This is a genomic window from Oceanobacillus indicireducens, from assembly GCF_014647195.1.
Lineage (GTDB): Bacteria > Bacillota > Bacilli > Bacillales > Amphibacillaceae > Oceanobacillus > Oceanobacillus indicireducens.
In genome coordinates this window covers 1-25,000 of record NZ_BMOS01000020.1, presented here as the reverse complement: position 1 = coordinate 25,000, position 25,000 = coordinate 1, and the positions used below count along the sequence as shown (strand labels likewise).

Sequence of the window (25,000 nt, the reverse complement as noted above, 5' to 3'; positions counted from 1 at the left end):
GAGGGAAACGATTGAAGCAGAGAACGATTAACATTCTGTTAGTCATTACAATTATTTGTATCTCCTTATCTGCAATACTTGTGAAGTTATCGGATGCACCTTCAACGGTTATGGTCATGTACCGGATGTTTTTGGCATGTGTAATCATTCTTCCTATGGTTATTAAACATCGGAAAACATTTCTTGGGATACGTGCGAGAGAATGGGTAGCGATTGTATTTGCTGGTATCTTTTTAGCCGGACATTTTGGATTATGGTTTGAATCCTTAAATCATACGACGGTGGCAAGTTCTACTTTAATTCTAGCGCTACAGCCTGCAATTGCTTTAGTTCTGGGACTACTCTTCTTTAAAGAAAAGGTAGATGTTCGTACCGTGTTTGCGATGGGAGTTGCTTTTATCGGGGTTGTCATTGTTGGTGGAGGTAATTTAGGAGGCGGGACTGGCGCTTTCTTGGGAAATATTTTATCTTTCTTTGCCGTTGTTTCTATTGTTCTATATTTAATGATCGGGCAACGGAATGTAAAATCAATTAATCATTGGGTATACAGCTTTTTAGTCTTCTTTGTGGCTGGAGTAACGGTTGCTATCTTTAATTTAATTGGCGGGATACCTTTTACCGGTTATAGTACAAATGATTGGGCCGTCTTCATGATGCTCGCTATTTTTCCAACAGGGGCACATATTATTTTCAATTTGCTATTAAACTATGTCAATACTACAACTGTATCCATGGCTACGTTAGGAGAGCCAATTGGGGCTTCTGTTTTAGCAATATTCCTTTTAAATGAGATGATTACACGAGTAGAAGCTGTTGGTGGTATCCTGATTATCGCTGGGATATTTTACTTTCTAAGGTTGCAAGGAGGTTCGAAGGAAGTGGTGCTGAAGGAATCGGAAAGCTTGTAAAGTGAATGGGTACATAGATAGAATATGGGTACATGAAACGAAGGAGGCTACAATATGATAACAGATACAGATTTAAAGCATTTACGTCGTTGTGTGGAATTGGCAAAAATCGCTCTAGAGAAAGGTGACGAGCCATTCGGTTCTGTTCTCGTCTCAGCAGATGGAGAGGTACTTTTTGAAGACCATAACCATGTTGCGAGCGGAGACCATACGCAGCATCCGGAATTTGCTATCGCGCGCTGGGCAGCTGAGAATATGAAACCGGAAGAAAGAAGTAAAGCGACTGTTTATACTTCAGGTGAACATTGTCCGATGTGTGCTGCGGCTCATGGCTGGGTTGGTTTAGGTCGGATTGTATATGCAAGTTCTTCGGAGCAGCTTGCGGAATGGATGAGTGAACTGGGGGTTGCTCCGTCGCCTGTTCGGAATTTGCCGATTCAAGACGTTATTCGCGGTGCGGTAGTTGATGGGCCAGTTTCTGAGCTTGCGGAAAGGGTTAGAGAATTGCATTACAAGCTGCACCAGAAATAAAGCTTGAACAACTTATGCTCATGATTTTGCTTCGGTCAAGGACTAGGCCCCTTGACCTTATTTTCGTGCATGCAAAAATTTCCTGGAGCTATTGCGGAATATACTGTAAATTATAGGTATACATAATGCTTTAAATAATGGGGATGAGTCTTATGAAAATCGATCGCTTGATGGAAACGCTGCATATATTGAATGAATTGGGTGAGACGGATCGCGGGATTGAGCGGGTTGCCTATACATACGAGGAATATATCGCAAAGCAATATTTGATGAGAGAAGGGACACTGCTTGGGCTTGAAACGGAAATTGATGCCGCAGGGAATGTTATCGTCCGCCTGCCTGGTGCGGATGACTCGCTTCCCCCCGTCATTATTGGCTCTCATTTAGATACGATTTACCAAGGCGGAAGGTATGATGGTCTACTTGGGGTAGTAGCTGGATTTGAAATTATCCGTTCGATAAAAGAGGCAGAGATAAGGACGCAGCATCCGATTGAATTAATCGGTTTCACTTGTGAAGAATCATCGCGTTTTAATTTCGCGACCCTTGGGAGTAAGGTGATGATGAATAAGGTAGATCTTGCGACATTGGAAAACTTGCAGGATAGAAATGGAGTGTCACTTAGGGAAGCGGTCAAGGAACAGGGGCTTGAGCTGGACCAGTTTCCGCAGGCGGATCAGAGCAATAGACGTGTAAAGGCATTTTACGAATTGCATATTGAGCAAGGACCAAAGTTAATCAAGGAAAACAAACAAATCGGTATTGTAACAGGTATTGCAGCACCACTCCGTTTAGCAATTCATATTTCTGGGAAGAGTTCCCACTCCGGAACAACAGGGATGAAGAATCGGCGTGATGCATTGCTTGCTGCAGCTGAGTTATCGCTAGCAGTGGAAGAAGCGGGTCTTTTGGAAGATGAATATGAAACGGTCGCAACTGTCGGAGTACTTGATATATCGCCAAGGGCCATGAACGTCGTGCCCGGCAGTGCATCACTCAAGGTGGATATCCGCAGTATATATGCTGATTCACGTGAACGGGTGCTTGAACGGATAAAGGAAAAGGCAGAGCAAATCGAGAAGAAGCGTGCGACACCAATTTCAATGGAGATCATCCAAAATGATGATCCGGTCATGATGGATGAAGACTTAGCGCAGGCGGTTGCAGTAACATGTGAGGAGGTCGGGGTTTCTTATATGTTTATGGCGAGTGGTGCAGGGCATGACGCGATGAACACAGCTTCCCGCTGGCCGACTACTCTTATATTCGTTCCTTCTGTCGATGGTCTGAGCCACCATCCTGATGAATTTACGGAGGAAAAAGATATAGAAATTGGGGTAACGGTATTAGAGATGGAAGTTTTAAAGCAAGCGGGTGGATTTGTGAATAACTAGCAAGAGTGGATTTTGGCTGCCGGGTGAGTTTGTCAGGCCCTGAAAATGATGTGAATTTCTGCAGTGCGAAAGTTGAGTCATGAAGCAATAAAAAAATAGGGTGGGAAAAGAAAATCATGAATATCCTCGTAACGTTGAATTCAAATTATATCAATCCATTAAAGACAATGCTGAAGTCCCTTTTTGTAAATAACCCTGGAGAATCCTTTGCTATTTATCTAATGCATTCGTCTATTGAAGATGAGGAACTGGATGATCTCATGCGGTATATTCAACAAGAGGGTCAGGAGCTTGTCGTGATTACAGTGAAAGAGAAGCACTTTTCTAATGCTCCAGTTGTTAAGCATTTTACGAAAGAAATGTATTATCGTTTACTAGCTTACCAAATGCTACCGCAAGAGCTCGATCGAATTCTTTATCTTGATCCAGATATTCTGGTCATAAATGAAATTCGCACCTTGTACGATATGGATATTTCGGAATATCTATACGCTGCTGCGTTCCATGATCGTTCCATTTTAAGCGATATTAACAAAATTCGCTTTCCGGGCTATGAAATAGATGAATATTATAATTCTGGTGTTCTGTTAATGAATTTAGAACGTCAACGGATGGAAATCAAGGAAGAGGAGATTTATAAATTTGTGGAGGAAAACAGGAAAAAGTTAATCTTGCCTGATCAGGATATTTTAAATGGTTTATACTCGGCAAAAATAAAAAATATAGATGAAATCTTATATAACTTTGATGCACGGTTTTATCTGTATTATCGTTTAGCTAACAAAAATAAAATTGATATGGATTACGTTATACACAATACAGCGATCATTCACTTTTGCGGGAAGAAAAAGCCATGGCATGTCAATTATTCCGGTAAATTTCATTCCTTGTATAAGCATTATGAAAGAATAGCTTTAGGATAGTTTCTTACCTTGCACTACGCGGCGGAAGTGTGCTAGTTCCCGAACTAGCTAAGCCCATTCGGGAACTGCTCCGCTTTTAGTTTCTTGGTAAAAGTTAGACTCCTCACACTCGGTTATTGAATAGTTCGAGGAACCTGCTCCCTCGACCCTCTTTGCATGAAGAAAACAAAGAGAACCAATACAAGCCCAGCTATGTTCAAAACGATACTTGGGAATACAAACAAACAGCCACTACTTAATAAAAGGATACGATCTAGTACGGTCGCACTCGTAACGAGCCAGCCAATCATCGCTCCAGTAAGTGCAACAATACCAAGTAAAGCTGTAAGAACAGCCAGAACGATGTCTCCGATTGAACCATCCAGCAACAATGCTGGCTCCAGCACGAACATAAATGGAATAATAAACCCAACGATTCCAAGCTTTACGGCCTCTAAGCCAACTCGGTTCGGATTTTCCTCGGCAATTCCAGCAGCTGCATAAGCTGCAACTGCAACTGGTGGCGTAATTGCTGAAAAAATAGAAAAATAAACGATAAATAAATGTGCTGCCATTGGCTGAACACCTAATTCAATTAATGCAGGGGCAGCAAGCATGGCTGTTAAAATATAAGCAGCAGCGACCGGCATGCCCATCCCTAATACAATACAAATAATCATTACAAGCAGTAATGTGGGAATAAGAAGTCCGCTCGTTAAACCAAGCACAATACTTGTCAATTTCCCTCCAAGTCCTGTAGACATGATTGCGGTAATGATTAAGCCTGCAACAGCACAAGCCGCCGTAACAGGAATGGACGATTTTGCACCGTCAACAAGTGCTTGAATCGTCGCTTTAAAACCAATCCGTGTCTCTCTGCGAAACCAGCTTACGACGATAATAGCTAGAATTGCGTAAAATCCTGTTCTTGCTGCACTATATCCCTGAATAAGGAAATACATAAGCACGATGAAGGGGATAATATGATACCAGCCTTCTTTCAGAACCTTTTTAATGTCAGGGATATTTTCCTCTTTCGGCCGGGGCATATTAGAACGCACTGCCTCTAAATGAACCATCAACAGCAAGGAAACATAATAAAGAATCGCGGGAATTGTTGCAGCAAGCGCAATCATCCCATATGGGATTTGGGTTACCGCGGCCATTAAGAAGGCAGATGAACCCATAATCGGCGGTAGAGTGCTTCCACCAGTTGACGCGGCAGCTTCAATACCCGCAGCAACAGATGGTTTATAGCCACTTCTTTTACTCACTGGAATCGTAAAAGATCCAGTCGCAACAACATTCGCCGTTGGACTTCCGGAGATAGATCCGAAAAAGGCACTTGTTAACACCGCCACTTTCGCTGCGCCGCCTCGTGTTCTCCCAGCAATCGCAGTCGACAATTGAAAGAAAAATTCACCTGCTCCAGCCTGTTTTAAAAACGCACCAAACAAGAGGAACATAAACACGAAGGTTGCCGCTACCGAAATTGGAGATCCCCACAATCCGTTATAGCTGAAGGCGAGCTCATGCATGACGTCTGTAAAAGAAAACTCCCGGTGCTGCCAGATCCCCGGCAAATAATGCCCGAAGAAAATATAGCTAAAACCGGCGAGCACAATCGCAATAATCGGAAAGCCCATCGTCCGGCGGGCTGCTTCAATTGCTAACACGATAAATACAAGCCCGAAAAATAAATCAAGAGTCGGGAGCGGGTCCATAATTGGAATCCTTACAGCTATACGCTCCGCATGCATAGAAAAGTAGACTCCAGCTAGAATAACGAGGAGTACCGCTGTATAATCGATCCAGGTCGGATTCTCCGTTGTTTTCCCTTCGTGAGCTTTCCTGGAATAACCATACAGCAAAAAGGCGATTGCAAGAATACCAGATAAATGCAGTGCCATTTGATTCAATGGATCTAATTTCCCCCAAATGACAGACCAAATTTGATAGACTGCAAGAATACAAGCAAGCAGTCTGAAGATATGTAAATGATAGGATGACAGCTGGCGACGGTACCCATACCCAAACCAGCCAGTTATACGTGCTTTTAGGTTCACCATTGAACAATCTCCTTTATCGAATGCTAAGCTTTAGTTATTTTTTAGCAGTCCTTTTTCTTTAAAAAACTTTTCCGCTCCTGGATGCAGCGGGAGTGCTCCAACATTGCTCATATTTCTTTTCGTTAACGCTTTAAATTCTTCATGAACGGTATCTAAAAAGTCTAGATTATTATAAATACTTTTCGTGACAGCATAGACTTCCTCCTCGGAAACATCTTTATGAACCATAAGAATGGCCGGTGTGCTTACCGTCCGAGCGTCTTCGGTGAGAAAATCATATGTGCCAGCAGGGATGGTGTTCGGTTCCATCCCTAAATTATCGGCAACGGTCTGAATCATTTCTTCATCAAAAGAAATCATGTTTAAATCTGTCATTGTCGCCGCTTCGATAATATTACTGGAAGGAGCGGATTCAGCATTTCCCGCAGCATCAAGCCTACCATCTGCCATCAGTTCAAAAGCCATCGAGCCGGAGAGGAATTCAACCGAACCACCCTCAGAAATAATATCTTCATAGGTTACCCCGTAAAATCTTAAAATTTCCCGGGTAATAACCTCGCCTGCCGAACCTTGTTGATTCACGGATATGTGGAGCGGACCATTTTCTAATAAGTCCTCAACCGAAGTCACCCCAAGCTCTTCCCTTGTAAAAAGCTGATAATAGTTTGCCGGTACAACGACACTGACGGCACGAATGTCTCGAAAGGCTTGATTATAAGGCTCTAGTCCTTTATAAGCCGCATAAGCTGTCATTGAATAGGACAAGCCAAAAGGAACTCTACCTGTTCCGACCATTAATGGATTTTCAATAATGCTTCCAGGCTCGACTGTTATAAATGATCCACCATGCTCCCGGCGAATTGATTCCGCGATTCCCTCTGTAAACACTGCCCATGCTCCGCCAGTGCGTCCGCCTTTGATTGTTGTTGTAAGCTGCGTATTTTGTTCATTTGGTTTTTTAGAACTTGTTTCGCTTCCACATGCGACTAATAGTAAGAATCCAAGTAAGATTATGGACACCTTCCAAACGTTTTTCATTATGCTTCTCCTTGCTTGAGCCTTAGTTATTTTCTTATTCTTCTTTCACAAGTAAACTAATATCCAGCGCCTTCACGGAATGGGTTAACGCACCGAGCGAAATATAGTGCACACCCGTCCCTGCATAAGTTGCTAGGTTTTTGAGATTAATACCACCAGACGCTTCCGTGATAATTGGGGACGGCACGAGCTTCGCAAATTCCTTCACTTCTTCAGGAGTCCGGTTATCAAACATAATCACATCGGCTTTTGCCTCCACTGCTTCAAGCACGGCTTCTTTATTCTCCGTTTCCACTTCAATCTTCACCATATGCCCAAGCGCTTTTCGAGCCCTTTCGACCGCTTTTGTAATCGAGCCGGCATACGTTATATGGTTATCTTTAATCATAACGCCATCATATAACCCGTTCCGATGATTTTTCCCGCCACCGACCGTTACCGCATATTTCTCGAGCATGCGTAAGCCAGGTGTCGTCTTTCTCGTATCACATATTTGAATGGAAGAGTCATTCAGCGTTTCTACACATTGATTCGTTAATGTCGCAATTCCGCTCATTCGCTGCACCAGATTTAAAATAACCCGTTCCCCCGTTAAGATAGGCCGAACCGAGCCACGAACTTCCGCGATTCTCTCACCCCGTTGCACATAGTCTCCGTCTGTATAATGAAGGGAGATTTCTAATTTTGAATCTAGTAAATGATAAGCTTGTTGAATGATGTCTAAACCTGCAATAATCCCAGATTCCTTCGCGATAAAAACACCGCTTCCATTTTGCTCCGCCGGAAAAATCGCATGACTCGTTAGATCTTGATCGCCAATATCCTCCATAAAAAAGTCCTCTAGCATTTTTCGTAGTTTGATTTGATTCATAGTATGTCCGCTCCATTTTCTTTTTAATAGAATTCACTTGTTAATTACTTCACATACATTGCATAAAAATAGGCTGAGTGGGATAATGTATGTGGGTGTCATGACACCTATATTTACACAAAATTAATATAATATCAAGGGCTAATTATAAGAATTTTAATAAATTAAGGAGATGAAGACATGCAAAGTAAAGAAAAAATGTCATCCAGTGAGCGCCAACAACTGATTATAAATGAACTGAAGAAGTCGAAAGAGCCAATTACCGCATCCAAGTTCGCGGAAAAAGCGAATGTATCGAGACAAGTGATTGTGCAAGATGTGTCAATTTTAAAGGCAAAGAATGAGCCAGTTGTCGCAACAAGTCAGGGTTATATTTATATGGGCAATCAACCGGAAGACAACCTGGTGCGAAAGACAATCGTTGTGAACCATACGCCGGAACAGACGTTAGAGGAGTTGTATATTATTGTCGATCATGGGGTGACCGTGAAGGATGTGAGTGTGGATCATCCAGTTTATGGGGATATTACCGCTTCGATTCGGGTGAGTAATCGAAGGGAAGTTGATCTTTTTTATGAGAATTTGCGGGGACCGAATGTTGCGCATTTATCTTCGCTGACGAACGGGTTGCACCTGCATACGTTGGAGGCAGATTCGATGGAGAAGATTGAGGAGGTTTGCTGGAAGTTGGATGAGATTGGGATTTTGGTGGGGACTACAAATTAAGACGAATTATAATCAATTCCACGGTAAGAGATAATAGTTTAGCCGGAGTTTATATAGTATAATAGTCATATATGAAATGAATAGAGGAGCATCAACTATGATTACAGGTGAATTACGAAGCAAAGTCGATAAAATTTGGGAATCATTTTGGACGGGTGGAATTACAAACCCACTTACCGTTATTGAACAATTTACATATTTACTTTATATAAAAGGTTTAGACGACCGTGAAAAAAGAAAAGAAAAGGATTCGGAGTTACTGAAGACGCCACATGAAGGGATTTTTCCTAAAGATCAACCTGAGCTAAGATGGAGTACATTCTCGCAAATGGGACCAGAGGAAATGTTTGAAGTAGTTTCTCAAAAAGTATTTCCATTTATTAAAGGGATGGGTGGAGATGGATCTGCATATTCAGAACACATTAAAGATGCCGTGTTTGTAATTCCATCGCCGGCTTTATTATCTCGAGTTGTCGCGGGGATTAGTGATCTGCCAAAGACAACAAGTGCTGACAGTGAGGTTGATTCATTAGGGGATCTATACGAGTATCTATTATCAAAATTACAGAGTTCTGGAACAAATGGACAATTTAGAACCCCAAGACAAATTATTGATATGATGGTTGCGCTAATGAAGCCGACCCCGCAAGACACGATTGTTGATCCAGCGGCTGGTACGGCAGGATTCTTAGTATCGGCTAGTGAGTATCTAAGAAAAAACCATAACGATTTGTTTTATACGAGGGACTTAAAAGAACACTTCCACAATACGATGTTTAATGGGTTTGAAATTGATACAACTATGTTAAGAATTAGTACGATGAATATGATGCTTCACGGGATTGATAACCCTAATATTCGCTATCAAGATAGCTTAAATGAACAAAATAAAGAGCAAGAAAAGTATACGTTAGTACTAGCGAATCCGCCTTTTACAGGTTCACTTGATTATGATGCCGTGTCTGATGATTTATTAAAAGTGACGAAAACAAAGAAAACAGAATTGCTATTCTTGGCTTTATTCTTACGTCTATTAAAGAAAGGCGGACGCGCTGCCGTCATCGTACCGGATGGTGTTTTATTTGGAGCATCAAATGCCCATAAAGCTATTCGGAAAGAAATATTGGAAAACAATAAACTAGAAGCTGTTATTAGTATGCCGAGTGGAATATTTAAGCCATACGCAGGAGTTTCAACAGGAGTGCTCATCTTTACGAAAACAGGGTCTGGTGGAACGGATCACGTTTGGTTTTATGATATGGAGAGTGATGGGTTTTCACTAGACGATAAACGAAGCCCAATTGAGGCGAATGATATTCCGGATATTATTGAGAGATTCCACAATTTGGATAATGAAAAGGAAAGAAAACGTACAGATAAATCATTCTTCGTTCCTTTTGAAGAGATTAAAGAGAATGATTATGACTTGTCGATTAATAAATATAAAGAAGTTGTGCATGAAGAGATTGAGTATGAAGAACCACTAATTTTAATGAGGAATATAAAACAGTTAGAAAGTAATATTGCAATTGAGTTAGATAAACTGGAGGAGCTCTTAAGTGAATAATGAATTTGTAGATTTATTGTCAGTGTGTGATTTTCAAGGAGGAAGTCAACCACCAAAAAGATTATGGTTACAAAATCCTGCAGAAGGTTATGTTAGGATGCTACAAATTAGAGATTTTACACAAAGTTCAACAAAACCTGAGTACGTTCCATTAGATAATAAACTGAAGCTTTGTGAAAAAGATGATGTCTTAATTGCTAGATACGGAGCTTCTGTTGGGAAAATACTAACAGGTCTACAAGGAGCTTATAATGTAGCGTTAATGAAATGTATTCCAGATACATCTTTACTATTGAAGCAGTATTTATACTACTTTTTGCAAACAAAATACTTTCAAAAATTAATCAAAAACGTAGGAAGTAGATCCGCACAAGCTGGCTTTAATAAGAATGATTTAAAAAAAATTAAAATATTTTTACCATCGATTAAAAAACAGGAATTAATTATAAAAATTCTAAATACATGTGAGAATGTAATAACAAACAGACGACAACAAATCGAAGCTTTATCAGCTTTAAAACAAAGTATTTTCGTTGATATGTTTGGGACAGTTAAAACAAATAATTATAGTTTTAAAAAATCAAAGTTAGGAGATTTCGCTTTACTTGTAACTAGTGGTTCAACACCGAAGGGAGGAAGCACATCCTATTTGAAAGAAGGCGTTCCACTAATTAGAAGTCAAAATGTCTTGTGGAATGAGTTGCGATTAGAAGATGTAGTTTTCATCTCAGAAGAAACCCATAAAAGTATGAAAAGAAGCCAATTGAATAATCGGGATGTATTATTAAACATTACTGGTGCATCAATTGGAAGAAGTGTTGTATATAGAGGGGCAGATTTTGAAGCTAATGTTAATCAGCATGTATGTATCATACGACTAAATGAGTATATTAATCCATACTATTTATCTTATTATTTTGCTAACGAGGAGTTTCAGAAAAATGTAGTTAATAAAAATATCGGTGCTACTAGACAAGCTTTTAATTATACTCAAATCAAAAATTTTGATATTTTAGTGCCTGATTTATCTTTACAAAATGCATTTGAAGATAAAGTTAAGCAAGTCGATAAATATATTAATTTACTATCAAATAGTTTAGAGCAAATGAACTTATTATATGATTCTATTCTCCACAAATCCTTCAACGGCGAACTATTTAAAGAAGGAATGAAAGTATAACTGAAGAAACGAAAGAAGGTGCTACAATTGACCAACTTTGAATTTCTAAAAGAAAAAGACCAATACAAATCCTTTTCAAGTGCTTGTCTTGAAGCCGAGAAAAGTTTACAAATCAGCCCTGCTACGACAGCTATTTTGTCGAGGAGGGCTTTAGAGCTTGCGGTAAAATGGACCTATAGCTTTGATGAGGGATTAAAACTTCCTTACGACGATAGATTATCAGCATTAATTCATGAACAAACATTTAGAGATATCATTGATAATGACCTCTTCCCTTTACTTCGCTATATTGTGAAATTAGGTAATGTTGCTGTGCATACAAATTCTAATATTTCACGTGAAGAAGCAATCACTTCTTTACGGAATTTGCATGAGTTTGCGAGTTGGATTGACTATTGTTACTCCGTTGACTATACAGCTAAACCATTTAATGAAGAAGTATTATTAACAGGTAGCGAAACTCGGATGCGCAAAGAAGAATATCAAGATCTATTCGAAAAATTAAGCGCGAAAGATCGTAAATTAGAAGACATGATAGCTGAGAACGAGAAACTTAGAAAACAAGTTACAGAGACCCGTATTCACAATCAACGGGAAAAAGATTATGACTTTAAAGTGGATGAGATTTCTGAATATGAAACGCGGAAACGTTATATCGATGTTGATTTGAAGCTAGCAGGCTGGACATTCGATAAAGATATTTTAATCGAATATAAAGTAACAGGTATGCCTAATGCAAAAGGTGCAGGGTATGTTGATTACATATTATTTGGCGATAACGGTAAGCCTTTAGCTCTTATTGAAGCAAAAAGAACTTCAGTTAGTGTGAATCAAGGAAAACAACAAGCAAAACTTTACGCTGACTGTTTGGAAGTTATGCATGGTCAACGGCCTATTATCTTTTTAACAAATGGTTTTGAATCAAGGATTTGGGATGACACAGAATATCCAGATCGTAAAGTTTCTGGTGTGTACTCCAAACCTGATTTAATAAAGTTAGTGGAGCGTAGACAGTTAAAACGTTCATTACAAAATATCGAAATAAAAGATGACATAACGAACCGTGTGTATCAAAAAGAAGCCATTGTAAATGTGTGTGAAGCATTTGAATCGAAACAACGCGAAGCTTTACTTGTTATGGCGACGGGATCGGGAAAAACAAGAGTCTCTATTTCAATTGTAGATGTACTCGTACGTCATAACTGGGTAAAGAACGTATTATTCTTAGCCGATAGAAAAGAGTTAGTAAGACAGGCAAAAAACTCCTTTAATAATTTAGTACCATCACTTAGTTTATGTAATTTACTAGATGATAAAGAGAGCCCAGCGTTATCTAGAGTAGTATTCTCTACCTATCAAACAATGATGAATGCAATTGATGGAACGAAGCGTGAGGACGGGAAAACTTTATTTACGCCAGGGCATTTTGATTTAATCATTATCGATGAAAGCCATCGAAGTATCTATAAGAAATACCGTGCTATCTTTGATTACTTTGATAGCCTCCTCGTTGGATTAACAGCAACTCCCAAGGATGAAATAGATTTCAATACATACGAGATTTTCGGTCTTGAATCAGGAAATCCGACATATGCTTATGAACTTGAACAAGCAATTGAAGAGCAGTATTTAGTCGATTACAGAACAATAGAGTCTGTTTCTAAATTTATGGAAGACGGAATTTACTATGATGATCTATCCGAAGAAGAAAAGCAAATGTATGAAGAGACGTTCGATGAGGAAGAAACATTCTCTGATTATATCAGTGGTTCTGCGTTAAACGAGTGGCTATTTAATAACCATACAGTCGATCACGTGCTGAATGAGTTAATGGAAAAAGGAATTAAAGTAGCTGGAGGAGACCGAATCGGCAAGACGATCATTTTTGCTAAGAATGCAAAGCATGCAGAGCATATTGTCGACAGATTTAATCATTTGTATCCGCATTATGGTGGCAAGTTTTGTCAACAAGTGGACTATAGCATTAAGTATGCTCACTCCATCATTGATGACTTTAAAATGAAGGATTCTGAACCACATATCGCCGTGTCAGTTGATATGTTAGATACAGGAATTGATGTTCCAGAAGTTGTGAATTTAGTGTTCTTCAAAAAAGTGCGTTCAAAAACAAAGTTCTGGCAAATGATTGGCCGTGGCACGAGGTTATGTGAAGATTTATTCGGCCCGGGGCAGGATAAAGAATACTTCCTCATTTTTGACTATGTTGGTAACTTTGAGTTTTTCAGAGAAAACCCTAAAGGAATCGAAGGTAGTGTTGTTGTTAGTTTAACGGAAAGATTATTTAATTTAAGAGTAGAAATCATTAAAGAATTGCAGTCATTAGATTATCAGGATGACGCTTATATTACTCACCGTAACCGCTTAATTAACGAATTACTTACGGAGATACGAAGATTAAATGAAGAAAATTTCCAAGTGAGGATGAACATTAAATATATTCATAAGTTCCAAGGTGAAGATATTTGGAAAGCTTTGACGACTAGTGATGTAAGGGAACTAAAGGAAGAAGTAGCACCTTTAATCATCCCAGATGACGATGACGAGATGGCGAAACGCTTTGATAATGTAATGTATACAATCGAGCTTGCGTATTTGACTGCGCAGAGAGCAACAAAACCTATCAGGGCTGTGATGGATACTGCTGAAAAATTAAGTGAAATAGGAACGATACCAAAAATAAACGAGAACAGAGAATTATTAATAAATGTCCAATCAACAGAGTTTTGGGATGAGGCAAATATTTTTGAACTAGAAGAAGTACGTAAAGTAATGCGTGAATTAGTACAGTTCTTAGAAAAAGAAACTAGAAAGACCTTTTATACCAATTTTCAAGATACATTTGACGTGATTGTTGACGGTACACCGATTTACGGTTCAAACGATTTGAGAAACTACCAAAAACGAGTAAATCAATATTTAAAAGAGCATCAAAATGAAATGGCTATTTTTAAATTAAGGCATAATAAGCCATTAACAAAAGATGATGTTGCATTTTTAGAAAATGTATTATGGCATGAGTTAGGTAGCCGAGAAGACTATGAAAATGAATTCGGTGATACTCCCATCACTAAACTTGTTCGACAAGTTGTAGGATTGGACCGCGGGGCAGTAAATGCTGCATTTTCTGAGTTTCTATCTGATGAGAGGTTAAATGCTACTCAAATTAAGTTCGTTAGATTAATCATTGATTATGTTGTTGCAAATGGTTATTTAGAGAAGCAAGTATTACAGCAAGATCCGTTTAGAACATTAGGCAGCGTGTCTGAGTTGTTTGAGGACAATATCCAGGATGTGAGGGAGATATTAAGTATTATAGATGATATAAATGAGAAGGTGGATGCGTTTGAAGGTGCTTGATTATAGCTTTGGATGAAGGGGCGGCTGCCTTATAATAGCTCTAAACGAAGGTCTACGATTACACACGTAACGTTAAAGCTAACCGTAGATACTCCGGGGCTAGCTTGCTCAATAAGAGAAACCGCTGATGAATCGTGTATGCCACTATTCGTCAGCTATGCACTATTCCCAAGAATCTCGTTACTTCAGTCATGAGAGGTTCAAACTATAATCGTATAAAAGGGAGGGGATTGGATGAAGAAAAATATGGAACAGCTAACCTTTGACAGTTTATTCAACCAAGCAACTGAAGAAGCGCCAAATATGGGTGTGAGAATTCAAAAGTTAACACAGGATATAACAAAATTTCCGATTCAACTTATCATTGACTTTGAAAGATTTCTCAAATACATAGAGCACCACCCTATTCAAATTACGAATACAAAAGGATATATTTCAAGCAATCATCTCCCTCATATTAATGAACAATTATCTATTAAAACACAAGATGAAACACGAAACACACAGCAAGAACACTATCCATACATACACTTTTTCTATTTACTTGCACGAGGCGGATCCTTAATCAAACAGGAATCAGCGGATTTCAGTAAACGATATATACGAATAACAGAGCGACGAAACTTATTTGATAAATTGACAGATACAGAGAAATATTTCTTTTTACTGGAAACATTTTGGGTGGATTTAAATTGGAGCAAATTTGTGGGAAATAACCACCATTCCATTTATTTTATGCTACCAGATGTGATTAGTAAGTTATTAGATAAAAAGGCAGGATTTCGATTGCAGTTTCATAAACAACCGTTACTCGCGAATCTTATTTTTCATTGGAATTATTTCTTTCTTTATTTCGAATGGTTTGGATTTTGGCATAGTGAAAAAGACCAGGAGCGGATGGATCACTATCATAAAAATGGATATTACTTTGCAAAGTCTATTGCTCTAACATCTTTTGGGAAGAAAATGATTCCAGTATTAATGGAATCCAGAGATTTTGAACGATGGAATATCCCTTTACGCCGTGAACGAGGTGAAGCAAATCCAGTGCCTGGTTTAAAACTGCCTCATTCAGAAGTCAAAGCTGGAGACAAAGTCAATCGTCCGCAACTGTTTCACGAAGCATTTGAAAAGCTTTTCCTAAAAAGAGACTTGCTAAATGCATTACCACGATTGGAACAGCAGTAAACAAATAGACAAGAGTTTGTACCACTCTCCTAGACGCAATTAATTAAAATCGGGGTGATATACAATGAATTATCAAGAGTTCATGGAAATTGTTAATAAAAAATTAACGAGTATGTCAGACTCTGAAAAAGATAGTTGGATATACAATCTAGCTAGAGTCACGAAAGAAGATAAAAGAATTGCATTTTTAAACTTTACAATTGATCAGCCAGGCGAACATTTAATTACTCCCGATGTGGAATGGATAGAAGCATTCTGTGAAGATATAGAAAGTGGAGAAATTTATTTTGAATGCACTGGCTATGAAGTGTACGGTGAAAACTATTGGGATAGTGATTTTAAATACGATTATTTCGATGAATTTAAAATTGGTAATGATTTGTTAAGGGCATTCCAGCAAGCAGAGGAATTGTTATACCAAAAAAATTACATTCAAGCTGCTAAAATTTATGAATCGCTTTGCATGATGGTGTTTCAAGCAAATGAAAGGGATGCTGGAGGGTGGGATGAGCTTGAACTGGAGGATCTTGTAGAAGAAAATATAGTAGAATTAGATTTAAACCATATTGCTAAACATGCTATCTATGCAAAATATCAGGCTACGGAAGGAAAACGGAGACCTGCTGCATTATTTAATTATTTCACATGGAAAATGTCAACAAATCTAAGAATGGAAGAAATATTTATTATAGGCCCTGAGGCGCTTGCGGATCTGGATTTATTTATGGAAGACTGGATTTCCTTTTTAGGAAATAAACAAGGGGATTTGGCAGGGAAGCTATTGATCGAAGCATGTATGTATCAAGGGGGAATTCATCGACTATGTGAAACAGCTAAGGTCGTGTCGGCAACCCATCCCATACTGTATAAATATGCATGTGAGCATCTATTGAACCAAAACCAAGTGATAGAGTGTGAAAAACTCGGACTTGAAGCAATGCAACAGTTACCTAAAAACCTGATTATTCGAGCTGAAATTGCGGATTTGACTGCTAAAGCTGCAAATAGTTTAGACCATCATGAAACGGTAGAAAAATGCTATGTGGCTGCCTTTTATTCGGATTCAAGTTTAAGTAACTATCTACGCTTATTTCAATTAACTGAAGATGGGCGCGAAATAACAAGCCAAGCTGCAAAATATGCAAAAACATTGCCCGAACAAAAAATAGATTACGATTATCGAGTAAATCGACAATTACTAACAAATAACCTTTCAAAGGAACAAAAAAAGGTTATAGCTTTTTTTAATGCTGAATTTGAAACTGTCTATGAAGATTGTAAAAAAGAAACAACTAAACTGGGTTGGAGTAACAGTTTCATAGGGATAGCTGTGCCACTTTTTATTTTAGCGCTAAATAAGAACTCGGAAATTACAAAAGCTGGAAAACAGCTTATCAATGGTTTCGTACACAGACTAGGGTATACGAGTTCCAATAGGGATTGCTTTCTAGATCAGTTCCTAACCTGGAAAGAAAAAATTGATTTATCTGCTGAACAATATGTAAAATATATTCAATGGTTATCAAAAGTAGTAGACCAAAGAACAGAAGCCGTCGTTGGGGGAGGCTACCGTAAGAGCTATTATAAGGCAGCCGCACTTATTGCCTCTTTGGGTGAAACCTTGGAGTCCAATGGCGATTTAAATGCAAGAGAGCGGATAATAGAGTACTATAAAAAACTACACTCCCGAAAGAGGGCATTTAAGTCGGAGTTTGAAAAATTTCATAGTGCTTAATCTTAGCCTAATAAACAACTTCGCCGATCACGACTTTTTGTTCCTTTAGGGTATTAGGCTCATGCCTCAGTCACAAGCTGTCAATCGTAAATCAGTTGACTAATAAATTATCTGCATGTAGCTGTTCTATATAGATAAAAGTATAGGTCACTGTGAGATATTCAGATGAAACTACTAAAGCTACACAGTTTTCACAGTATGAACTCCTACTAGAAAAAGATACTAACTGGACAATTGTAGAGTAAATTATTTAGCACGTATTCTAATGTACTAGAATACGTGCTACCACCAATTTCAATTAATACTGGATTTTATCATTTGTTTGCAAAAGTTTGGTCCTATTTTTATCTATAATCTTCTACAAACACAACCGTTTGCTTAACTAATTCTAAATTTTTATATTTCGACAATATCCTCAGTGTAGGTAATAATCAAAAAGTAAGTTTATTTTCTGTTCCTGAAAGCAGCCTTTGTATATTTTCCCTATGTTTAATTATTATTATAAGAGCCATTAGGCATACAAATATATTGAAATATAAAGTATGCTCAAAAATAGGAATAAATGAAATAACTGCTATAAGTGTTGTAGCACCTATGGTACCTAAAGATACATAACGTGTTAAAGCTATTATTATTACAAAAAAAACAAGGCATAAAAGACCCATAATCCAGTCAATCATAAATAGTACAGCCACTGCTGTAAGTGCTCCCTTACCCCCTTTAAACTTAAAATATATCGGCCAGTTATGCCCTATAATAGCTCCTGCGCCTGCCGCTAAGAGGCTTAAGGAATCCATTGCCTCTCCCGAATAAAAGTAAACACCAAGTAACAAGCCTATAAAACAAGCAATTGTACCTTTTAATATATCTCCTATAAGAACAAAAACTGCAGCAGGTTTCCCAAGTACCCTTAGAGTATTTGTAAGCCCGGCACTATTACTTCCATGGAATCTAATGTCCGTGCCGTATATTTTCCCTACAATCACTGCTGTATTAAGGCTACCTAAAAAATAACCAAAAGCTAAGGCCACAAAAAGCTTTAAAATATCCATGGACTCTCTCCTTATTTGTTCTATTATTCAGTCTATTTGTTATTTTGTATCTGTACTTTCCAACTATGTAATTTGATTTTTAATTATCTTTTTCTACAGTAACTAGCATTAAAATTACCTATCAGAACATAAACAAACATTAGCCATGGAAGATTCAGGTGGGGTATAAATCGCAAGCATATTTACGAACTTATCACTTAACCAACCATCAACTACCGACTCAACTCCTAAACACAATCCTCTGATTCTCCTCAGCCACGTCCTCAAATACTTTTATTATGGACTCTCCATAACTCCCAAGCTGCTCAAGCATTTCTTCACGATAAATCAAGCGAATTTCAAGGGGATGATGGGAGGTGCTTAGGGCATCCCATAGTGCATCAAGATTGTTTCCGTAATATTCATCAAGATGCAGTACAGTTTTTAAATATTGATGTACTGTATCTTTATCCTGCATTTTACGCCCATCAAGTGTGATGTGTTCCATTCTATTCATCTCCGTATAATAAGGTAAATGTATCATAATGATCGTCGGTGTAGTAAATTAATCCGTCATTGGAATAAACAATGCGCTTTGGTCCACGATAGCCGCCTTCGTAGTCTATATCAGCTTCATAATACTGTCGATTCGCTTTGTCAGGGAGGGTTCCCTCTCTGTTTCCAAATCTGTCGCCGCCAATACTTTTCTGATCCGTTACTTCCCAGAGGTTTCCTTCACTAGCCACCCACCCTAACTTACTAGCCTCTGATTTTGTAATATAATTGTCTGGGAGTTTATTGAAAGTATGGATATATAAAGCAACCTCATCCTTGCTTGTATAATATCCATCTTCCTCTATCAACTGTTCTGTATTTGCATTGGCAGGTTCTGGTACTGACTCATTAAAATCAGCAAATAGGTCTGCAGCTGAACAACTAGTTAAAATAACTCCAATTAGGAGTATGCTTAGTAAATATATGATTCGTTTCATTCATCTCACCTTTAATCTAATTTATATTCTATTATATCAAATGGTTTTGTATAATACTTAATAGATTCAAGCAAATCTTAATTGTTATAATGGAGTAATGAAAATTAAATTAATACTGACAAGGGGGTTTTTATTTGAAAAAGAAAATACTCATTACATTAGCGGCTATTCTGGCTGTCGTATTTATCGGGTTCATTTTTGCAGGCAATTATTTTTACGGACAGGGAATAAAAAGAGGAACGGAGGTAGAATTACACCGAGAGGATTCAACGATTAATTCTGTAGCATCCGAAGAGGACCAGGCCCTTCTAGAGGAGGCGAATAGCTGGTTTGATGATCAGCAACCTAAGCGAATCGAAATGAATTCTTATGACGATTTGAGTCTGGTTGCGCAATTTATTGAAAATGAGGCGGACGATCAAAAAGCTGTAATCCTTGCCCATGGTTTTCGTAACACCAGTGACGATATGGGGAAGTTAGCCAAATTTTATTATGATAGGGGATTTGATATTTTACTTCCAGATGCACGAGGGCACGGAGAAAGTGAAGGAGACTATATCGGATATGGCTGGCATGATCGATTGGATTATGTTGATTGGATTCATTTGCTGATTGAAGAATATGGAACGGAGAATATTATTTTGCACGGAAATTCAATGGGAGCCGCCACTGTATTAATGACAAGTGGAGAAGAGTTGCCGGAAGAGGTGAAGGGAATTATCGCTGATAGCAGCTATAGCACGATAAAGGATGAATTGGCTCATCAATTGCAACATTTATATGGACTGCCAGCATTTCCGCTACTCGAAGTTACTAGTGTCATATCAAAGACTCGTGCTGGTTATATGCTCGGTGAAGGCTCGGCTACTCAGCAGGTTAAAAAGAATACACTACCGCTTCTCATCATCCACGGAGAAGATGATGATTTAGTTCCAACTGACATGGCCCATGAGATTTATAATGAAGCGGGTGGTGAAAAAGAATTATGGCTTGTCCCTGAGACGGGGCATACGAAGGCAATGGATAACATAACCAGTGAGTTCCAGAGAAGAGTCGGGGATTTTCTTGATGGTGTTCTCGTTGAATAATTTGAAGCTGTTTGATGCAACTTTTATAAACGAAGTGTTTCATTCAAATTGTTGAAGGGGTATAGCCAACTATACTATATCTAGCAGGTGATAAGATGGGAATCTCAAAGCTTATAGCAACAGGCATTTTCTCAGGTGCAGTTCTGGCTGCTTCACTAAAAGTCGTCCGTAAAATAACTGGGAACCCCTCTGAAACTTTGTTGTATAACATCGGGTACATTCCTTTTATTAAGAGATATAAGCATATTCCGGGTGTGGGGATTGGCTTTCATTATGCAACGTGTGTCCTTAGTACTCTAAGTCTATATTATGTTTTAAAGTCATTTCGCTTGGAAAAAAATATTTTCCCTTATGTTTTGGTTTATTCTGTTGGTGGGGGAGCATTATATTTCCTCAGTGCTTTAACAAACAAGCCGCCTAGATATAATGATGTAGCTGCATGGAATTATTGGACTGTCTCACACGCTTTATTTGGTATTGCAGTAGGTTCCATAGTGAAAAAATTAAACTAAAGGTGCAAAAGTAAAATATAGACGTTTTGATTATTTATAGGCCTATAATAACAGAAGGAGAGCTTTTAAATCCAATTCGGATAACTTCATAGCTAAACTTTCTCCAGCAGGCAAAAGGGCAGGTATCCGTTAAAAATCAAGGTAATTTGGGTTTCGGAAACAATATGATAAGGGTAAATAGTCTTACTTCAGAATATGGGGAACAATTCACAGAAGAGCAAGCGCAATATGCTCTTGACAATTTACCAGAATAAAAATAAGAAGGCACTCCTTTTCTTAAATGGACTATAAAAATAAGAGGATAATATGTTCTATATATGAGAGCATATATCCTCTTATTTTTATATTTGTTAATTAGACGTTGTGATTATTGTATAATATGTATAAATTCGGAAGGAGGAAGAAAGTGTGAAGTGGTCTTTATATCAGATAATAATGATTTTACTTATTGTAGTGTCTATGTGGTTGTTAGAATATACAAGTGAAGGTAGTACTGTTCAATCAACATCTGGAGAGTGGACTACTGTAATCTCTTCATACAGTACTTTTTTCATTGTTGCATTAGTTGTAACTTTTATTTATTTTATCTTTTTGTTTGAGGCTAAAAAAGATAAAAGTTTACTTAATCACCCTATTTGGACAAACATGCCAAAAATCTCTGCAATTGTTGGTATTTTATCAGTTATCTTGTTTATAGTGGGTGGAACTATTGGACCTATTATGATTTGGGTGGAACAATGGCGTTCCTTATTTTATATGTTTCTTGTTTATTTCCTTTTTATAATTTTCCTGTTTATTTTTTCATTTGAACACAAAAGACAAAGAGCTTCTCAACTAAGCCAAAGATCTATACATATTTCCTTTATATGGACACTTTTATTGTTTTTTGTTCTATATTTTTTATTTTAGGTTCAGAGGGGAAATAGCTATTACATAATGAAACCTTTTTCCTCAGGATACGTATGTAATTATAAGAATAATATTATGGGGGGTTAATAGTGAAAAAGTATATTATTTTTTCCATCAGTTTTATTGCAGCATTTACATTACCCCAAGTAGTATCTGGAATATTTATTACAGTTACATATACGCCTGATATGGAGGTGGCTCGGAATATGGGTACATTTCTATCCCAAGAAACGTTTATTGTAGGTAGTGATAGTTCTCTACTACCAGCGATATTTATTGCTTTTCTTTCTGCTTCAATTGCATATTTTATCCCGAATAAATTTACAAGCGCTACTAACAACGTCAAATAGACTTTTCACTAATGGGGTGCTTATCTTAAAGGATAAGCATTCTCATAACAGGGAGTGGCATTATCTAATATACAAAGAAAAATAGGCCTTACCCAATTTGCCGAACAAGGGGGCTATTTTTTGTAGAGGCAACGACTGCGATTAACGTAATGATCATTGTGGAAAAAGAAATCATTAACGTCAAAGTTTGGAATGTTGCCTCAGTGTAAAAGTTGCATATTTAATTTAATACATATTTATTTCTTCCTGCTAGAAAGCCAAAGATCATTATTAATGTAGATATTAGAATTAATACAATTAATGGCACCGTCCAACTCGTTGTTAAATCAAATACTATGCCTATCGCAAAAGGACCTGCAGCAGCTAATAAATATCCAATTGACTGGGCCATACCGGATAACTCTGAGGCTTGTTCAGAGGTTTTTGCACGTAAGCCTAGTAGAGTTAAAGCTAATGCGAACCCGCCATTTAACGTGATGCCAATTAATGTAATACTTATAATCAATATAGGCATCGAGCTGCCTAGCAGAAGACCGCTATAACCAAAGAAAGCTGATAATCCCATCGATACAGCAATAAGGCTTTGGGATCTCACTTTACCAGCAAAGGTCGGTACTAAAAAGCTAGCTGGAAGCCCAATAATCTGTGCGAAGGATAGAAGCCAACCAGCTGTCGTTAAACTTACACCATTTGAAATCAACATTTCAGGCAACCAAGATATCGTCACATAAAATAAGAATGATTGTAAGCCTAAAAGGGTTGCAACCTGCCATGCCAAGGCGGAACCCCACATTCGATTATTAGCCGAATTATTACTTTCTAGTTGTATTTGTTTTCCTTCATTGTTTACTGTATTTTTCCTAGTTATATATATCCAAATAAGGACAGCTAGGATTGCAGGTATCATCCAGATTTGCAGAGATAATTGCCAATTTCCATTTAACATTTTTGTAAATGGATAACTTAACCCCGAAGCAGAGGCTGCAAATATATTCATAGCTGTTGAGTAAATACCTGTCATGAGTGCAACCTTCAATGGGAAATTATCCTTAATTATACCTGGTAATAAGACATTACATATTGCAATACCCGAACCAATAATAAGTGTTCCTAGCAATAGCGGGGTAAGAATTGCGAAAGAACGAATTAGAATACCGATAATGATTAAAAGTAAACCAATGATTAATGCAATTTCGTTTGTTAATTTTCTAGATAACTTTGGAACAATTGGTGATACAATGGCAAATGTAATTAGGGGTAAGCTCGTCAACAACCCTGCCGTTCCATTGGAAATATTGACATCATCTCTGATTAAACGAATTAAAGGACCGACTGACGTAATAGCAGGCCGTAAGTTAAAAGCTACGAATATAATTCCAATTGTTAAAATAAGGTTCTGTAAATTAAAAGGACCTTTATTGATAGTTTGATCTGTATTTTTCATGAAAGACCTTCTTTCAATCTATATTCCAATATTAAAAAGGATACCATTCAAACAAACATACATCAATCGTTGTTATTCGCTTGAAGCAAACATCCTTTAATTAGAAAATTGATGCTAAATAATATTCTTAGAGGTATTCAAGTATAGATTTATTAGAAAATAAGCATTGCAACAATGGCGCCGTTCAGAAGATTGGCTAAAGTAGCTCCGATTAGCGCTTTCATCATTAGTCTTTGAATAACTGCCTTTTGTTGAGGTACCATATCTGATAACATTCCTACAATACTTCCAGCCGCTCCAAAGTTCGCAAATCCACTCAGCGCGAAAGTTAAGATTGCGATACTTCTTTCTGAAAGCGTATCAATTATTGTAGATAGATTGGCGAATGCTACGAACTCGTTCAGTAATAGTTTTTGGGCTAACATATTACCCGCCATGAGCGCTTCATCCCATGGAATTCCAATAATAAAGGCTACCGGAGCAAATAGATAACCAAATATCAATTCTAGGGAGATATTATCCAGTCCGAAAAATGATCCGCCCCATGCCAATATACCGTTAACCAATGCAATCAGCCCAATAAAGGCAATGAGCATTAACCCCACGTTAACGGCAAATTTTAGCCCCTCTCTCGAACTTACAAAAATAACATCAATTAGATTTCTTTTTGGTTGTTCGCTTTCGGTTGTATCCGAAGTTTCCATCCATTCATTTTCATTTATCTCATTTGTTTCTGGGATAATGAATTTTGCTATCATGATGCCTGCAGGCGCTGACATTACTGCAGCGGAGAGTAAATATTCTAAAGGTATACCCATTGCAGCTAGACCAATCATAACAGCCCCCGACACAGAAGCTAAACTACCGACCATTACAGAAAACAACTGTGATCTAGTCATATTTTTGACATATGGTTTTACCACTAAAGGAGCTTGGGTATTTCCCACGAACATATTTGCAGCAGCAGCTGTAGATTCGGAATAGGAAGCTTGCATTATTTTAGCAATAAATCCTCCAATAAAACGGACAATATATTGCATAATACCAAAGTGATATAATAATTCAATCAAAATGGTTAGGAAAATAATCATTCCAAGTACATTAACAGCAAATACCCCAACTTCTCCACCGTTTTCAGTGTATTTGGCAAGTGTAAAATGTATGAAACGGCAGCCCTTTTTGTAAAC

General features: G+C 37.9%; 24 protein-coding genes. 15 read left to right on the top strand and 9 right to left on the bottom strand.

The genetic code is table 11. The features are described from left to right. The first annotated feature begins 11 nt into the window (after positions 1–11). The 4 genes from IEX94_RS13130 (at position 12) to IEX94_RS13115 (ending at position 3,756) form a co-directional block, all read left to right on the top strand. Positions 12–908 carry a DMT family transporter gene (locus IEX94_RS13130; RefSeq protein WP_188858085.1) on the top strand — a complete coding sequence of 299 codons (897 nt, stop codon included), beginning with the start codon at positions 12–14 and terminating at the stop codon, positions 906–908. A gap of 54 nt (positions 909–962) precedes the next feature. Further along, a complete protein-coding gene (locus IEX94_RS13125) occupies positions 963–1,439 on the top strand; it encodes a nucleoside deaminase (RefSeq protein WP_188858083.1) in 477 nt (158 codons plus the stop codon). Between the two features lie 152 nt (positions 1,440–1,591). Next, entirely contained in the window at positions 1,592–2,833 is a 1,242-nt protein-coding gene (locus IEX94_RS13120; RefSeq protein ID WP_188858081.1) for a Zn-dependent hydrolase, read from the top strand. Between the two features lie 116 nt (positions 2,834–2,949). After that, entirely contained in the window at positions 2,950–3,756 is an 807-nt protein-coding gene (locus IEX94_RS13115; RefSeq protein WP_188858079.1) for a glycosyltransferase family 8 protein, read from the top strand. Positions 3,757–3,869: 113 nt separating this feature from the next. Here IEX94_RS13115 and IEX94_RS13110 read toward each other — a convergent pair whose 3' ends face one another. From IEX94_RS13110 to nadC, 3 genes are read right to left on the bottom strand one after another with little or no spacing between them, the layout of a single operon-like run. Further along, the gene (locus IEX94_RS13110; protein WP_188858077.1) at positions 3,870–5,804 is read right to left on the bottom strand and encodes a TRAP transporter permease; all 1,935 of its coding nucleotides are present in this window, start codon (positions 5,802–5,804) and stop codon (positions 3,870–3,872) included. A gap of 30 nt (positions 5,805–5,834) precedes the next feature. Next, positions 5,835–6,842, bottom strand: coding sequence for a TAXI family TRAP transporter solute-binding subunit (locus IEX94_RS13105; RefSeq protein ID WP_188858074.1), 1,008 nt, complete (start codon positions 6,840–6,842; stop codon positions 5,835–5,837). Positions 6,843–6,876: 34 nt separating this feature from the next. Continuing rightward, a complete protein-coding gene (nadC, locus tag IEX94_RS13100; protein WP_188858072.1) occupies positions 6,877–7,713 on the bottom strand; it encodes a carboxylating nicotinate-nucleotide diphosphorylase in 837 nt (278 codons plus the stop codon). Positions 7,714–7,893: 180 nt separating this feature from the next. On the opposite strand from nadC, the gene IEX94_RS13095 reads away from it, so the two are divergent. From IEX94_RS13095 to IEX94_RS13070, 6 genes are all read left to right on the top strand, one after another. Continuing rightward, entirely contained in the window at positions 7,894–8,439 is a 546-nt protein-coding gene (locus IEX94_RS13095; protein WP_188858070.1) for a transcription repressor NadR, read from the top strand. A 97-nt stretch (positions 8,440–8,536) separates the two neighbouring features. Continuing rightward, a complete protein-coding gene (locus IEX94_RS13090; protein ID WP_188858069.1) occupies positions 8,537–10,006 on the top strand; it encodes a type I restriction-modification system subunit M in 1,470 nt (489 codons plus the stop codon). Further along, positions 9,999–11,186, top strand: coding sequence for a restriction endonuclease subunit S (locus tag IEX94_RS13085; RefSeq protein ID WP_188858068.1), 1,188 nt, complete (start codon positions 9,999–10,001; stop codon positions 11,184–11,186). Before IEX94_RS13090 ends, IEX94_RS13085 begins: the two co-directional genes overlap by 8 nt. Positions 11,187–11,213: 27 nt before the next feature. After that, complete coding sequence (locus tag IEX94_RS13080; RefSeq protein WP_188858067.1) at positions 11,214–14,564, top strand: DEAD/DEAH box helicase family protein; 3,351 nt, start codon at positions 11,214–11,216, stop codon at positions 14,562–14,564. Positions 14,565–14,798: 234 nt separating this feature from the next. Beyond that, positions 14,799–15,752: a hypothetical protein gene (locus tag IEX94_RS13075; protein ID WP_188858066.1), complete on the top strand. Its 954-nt coding sequence runs from the start codon at positions 14,799–14,801 to the stop codon at positions 15,750–15,752. A 64-nt stretch (positions 15,753–15,816) separates the two neighbouring features. After that, complete coding sequence (locus tag IEX94_RS13070) at positions 15,817–17,487, top strand: hypothetical protein (protein ID WP_188858065.1); 1,671 nt, start codon at positions 15,817–15,819, stop codon at positions 17,485–17,487. Between the two features lie 431 nt (positions 17,488–17,918). On the opposite strand, the gene plsY is transcribed toward IEX94_RS13070, so the two are convergent. From plsY to IEX94_RS13055, 3 genes are all read right to left on the bottom strand, one after another. Beyond that, positions 17,919–18,539 (bottom strand): glycerol-3-phosphate 1-O-acyltransferase PlsY, encoded by a 621-nt coding sequence (gene plsY / locus IEX94_RS13065; RefSeq protein WP_188858063.1) that lies wholly within the window; start codon positions 18,537–18,539, stop codon positions 17,919–17,921. Between the two features lie 220 nt (positions 18,540–18,759). Then, on the bottom strand, positions 18,760–19,026 hold the full coding sequence (locus IEX94_RS13060) for a barstar family protein (RefSeq protein ID WP_188858061.1): 267 nt from the start codon (positions 19,024–19,026) through the stop codon (positions 18,760–18,762). Between the two features lies 1 nt (position 19,027). Then, complete coding sequence (locus IEX94_RS13055; RefSeq protein ID WP_156857331.1) at positions 19,028–19,510, bottom strand: ribonuclease domain-containing protein; 483 nt, start codon at positions 19,508–19,510, stop codon at positions 19,028–19,030. Between the two features lie 134 nt (positions 19,511–19,644). Here IEX94_RS13055 and IEX94_RS13050 point away from each other — a divergent pair, with 134 nt between their 5' ends. The 5 genes from IEX94_RS13050 (at position 19,645) to IEX94_RS13030 (ending at position 22,369) form a co-directional block, all read left to right on the top strand. Further along, positions 19,645–20,598 carry an alpha/beta hydrolase gene (locus tag IEX94_RS13050; protein WP_156857332.1) on the top strand — a complete coding sequence of 318 codons (954 nt, stop codon included), beginning with the start codon at positions 19,645–19,647 and terminating at the stop codon, positions 20,596–20,598. A gap of 95 nt (positions 20,599–20,693) precedes the next feature. Beyond that, positions 20,694–21,110: a hypothetical protein gene (locus IEX94_RS13045; RefSeq protein ID WP_188858059.1), complete on the top strand. Its 417-nt coding sequence runs from the start codon at positions 20,694–20,696 to the stop codon at positions 21,108–21,110. 164 nt (positions 21,111–21,274) lie between these two features. Further along, positions 21,275–21,364, top strand: coding sequence for an Ltp family lipoprotein (locus IEX94_RS13040; protein ID WP_229782717.1), 90 nt, complete (start codon positions 21,275–21,277; stop codon positions 21,362–21,364). A gap of 154 nt (positions 21,365–21,518) precedes the next feature. Further along, positions 21,519–22,019 carry a hypothetical protein gene (locus IEX94_RS13035; RefSeq protein ID WP_188858057.1) on the top strand — a complete coding sequence of 167 codons (501 nt, stop codon included), beginning with the start codon at positions 21,519–21,521 and terminating at the stop codon, positions 22,017–22,019. Positions 22,020–22,108: 89 nt separating this feature from the next. After that, positions 22,109–22,369, top strand: coding sequence for a hypothetical protein (locus IEX94_RS13030; protein WP_188858056.1), 261 nt, complete (start codon positions 22,109–22,111; stop codon positions 22,367–22,369). A gap of 88 nt (positions 22,370–22,457) precedes the next feature. On the opposite strand, the gene IEX94_RS20315 is transcribed toward IEX94_RS13030, so the two are convergent. From IEX94_RS20315 to IEX94_RS13020, 3 genes are all read right to left on the bottom strand, one after another. Then, entirely contained in the window at positions 22,458–22,589 is a 132-nt protein-coding gene (locus tag IEX94_RS20315) for a putative holin-like toxin (protein WP_373290836.1), read from the bottom strand. After that, positions 22,590–23,813: a CynX/NimT family MFS transporter gene (locus tag IEX94_RS13025; RefSeq protein WP_188858055.1), complete on the bottom strand. Its 1,224-nt coding sequence runs from the start codon at positions 23,811–23,813 to the stop codon at positions 22,590–22,592. 152 nt (positions 23,814–23,965) lie between these two features. After that, positions 23,966–25,000 (bottom strand): NupC/NupG family nucleoside CNT transporter (locus IEX94_RS13020; protein ID WP_188858054.1); only part of this gene is annotated, 1,035 nt, incomplete at its 5' end.

Excerpts from the sequence above, each read along its gene's own strand:
- IEX94_RS13125 (WP_188858083.1), top strand. The coding sequence starts at position 963 with ATGATAACAGATACAGATTTAAAGCATTTACGTCGTTGTGTGGAATTG.
- IEX94_RS13120 (WP_188858081.1), top strand. The coding sequence starts at position 1,592 with ATGAAAATCGATCGCTTGATGGAAACGCTGCATATATTGAATGAATTG.
- IEX94_RS13115 (WP_188858079.1), top strand. The coding sequence starts at position 2,950 with ATGAATATCCTCGTAACGTTGAATTCAAATTATATCAATCCATTAAAG.
- IEX94_RS13110 (WP_188858077.1), bottom strand. The coding sequence starts at position 5,804 with ATGGTGAACCTAAAAGCACGTATAACTGGCTGGTTTGGGTATGGGTAC.
- IEX94_RS13105 (WP_188858074.1), bottom strand. The coding sequence starts at position 6,842 with ATGAAAAACGTTTGGAAGGTGTCCATAATCTTACTTGGATTCTTACTA.
- nadC (WP_188858072.1), bottom strand. The coding sequence starts at position 7,713 with ATGAATCAAATCAAACTACGAAAAATGCTAGAGGACTTTTTTATGGAG.
- IEX94_RS13095 (WP_188858070.1), top strand. The coding sequence starts at position 7,894 with ATGCAAAGTAAAGAAAAAATGTCATCCAGTGAGCGCCAACAACTGATT.
- IEX94_RS13090 (WP_188858069.1), top strand. The coding sequence starts at position 8,537 with ATGATTACAGGTGAATTACGAAGCAAAGTCGATAAAATTTGGGAATCA.
- IEX94_RS13075 (WP_188858066.1), top strand. The coding sequence starts at position 14,799 with ATGAAGAAAAATATGGAACAGCTAACCTTTGACAGTTTATTCAACCAA.
- IEX94_RS13070 (WP_188858065.1), top strand. The coding sequence starts at position 15,817 with ATGAATTATCAAGAGTTCATGGAAATTGTTAATAAAAAATTAACGAGT.
- plsY (WP_188858063.1), bottom strand. The coding sequence starts at position 18,539 with ATGGATATTTTAAAGCTTTTTGTGGCCTTAGCTTTTGGTTATTTTTTA.
- IEX94_RS13060 (WP_188858061.1), bottom strand. The coding sequence starts at position 19,026 with ATGGAACACATCACACTTGATGGGCGTAAAATGCAGGATAAAGATACA.
- IEX94_RS13055 (WP_156857331.1), bottom strand. The coding sequence starts at position 19,510 with ATGAAACGAATCATATATTTACTAAGCATACTCCTAATTGGAGTTATT.
- IEX94_RS13045 (WP_188858059.1), top strand. The coding sequence starts at position 20,694 with ATGGGAATCTCAAAGCTTATAGCAACAGGCATTTTCTCAGGTGCAGTT.
- IEX94_RS13040 (WP_229782717.1), top strand. The coding sequence starts at position 21,275 with ATGATAAGGGTAAATAGTCTTACTTCAGAATATGGGGAACAATTCACA.
- IEX94_RS13025 (WP_188858055.1), bottom strand. The coding sequence starts at position 23,813 with ATGAAAAATACAGATCAAACTATCAATAAAGGTCCTTTTAATTTACAG.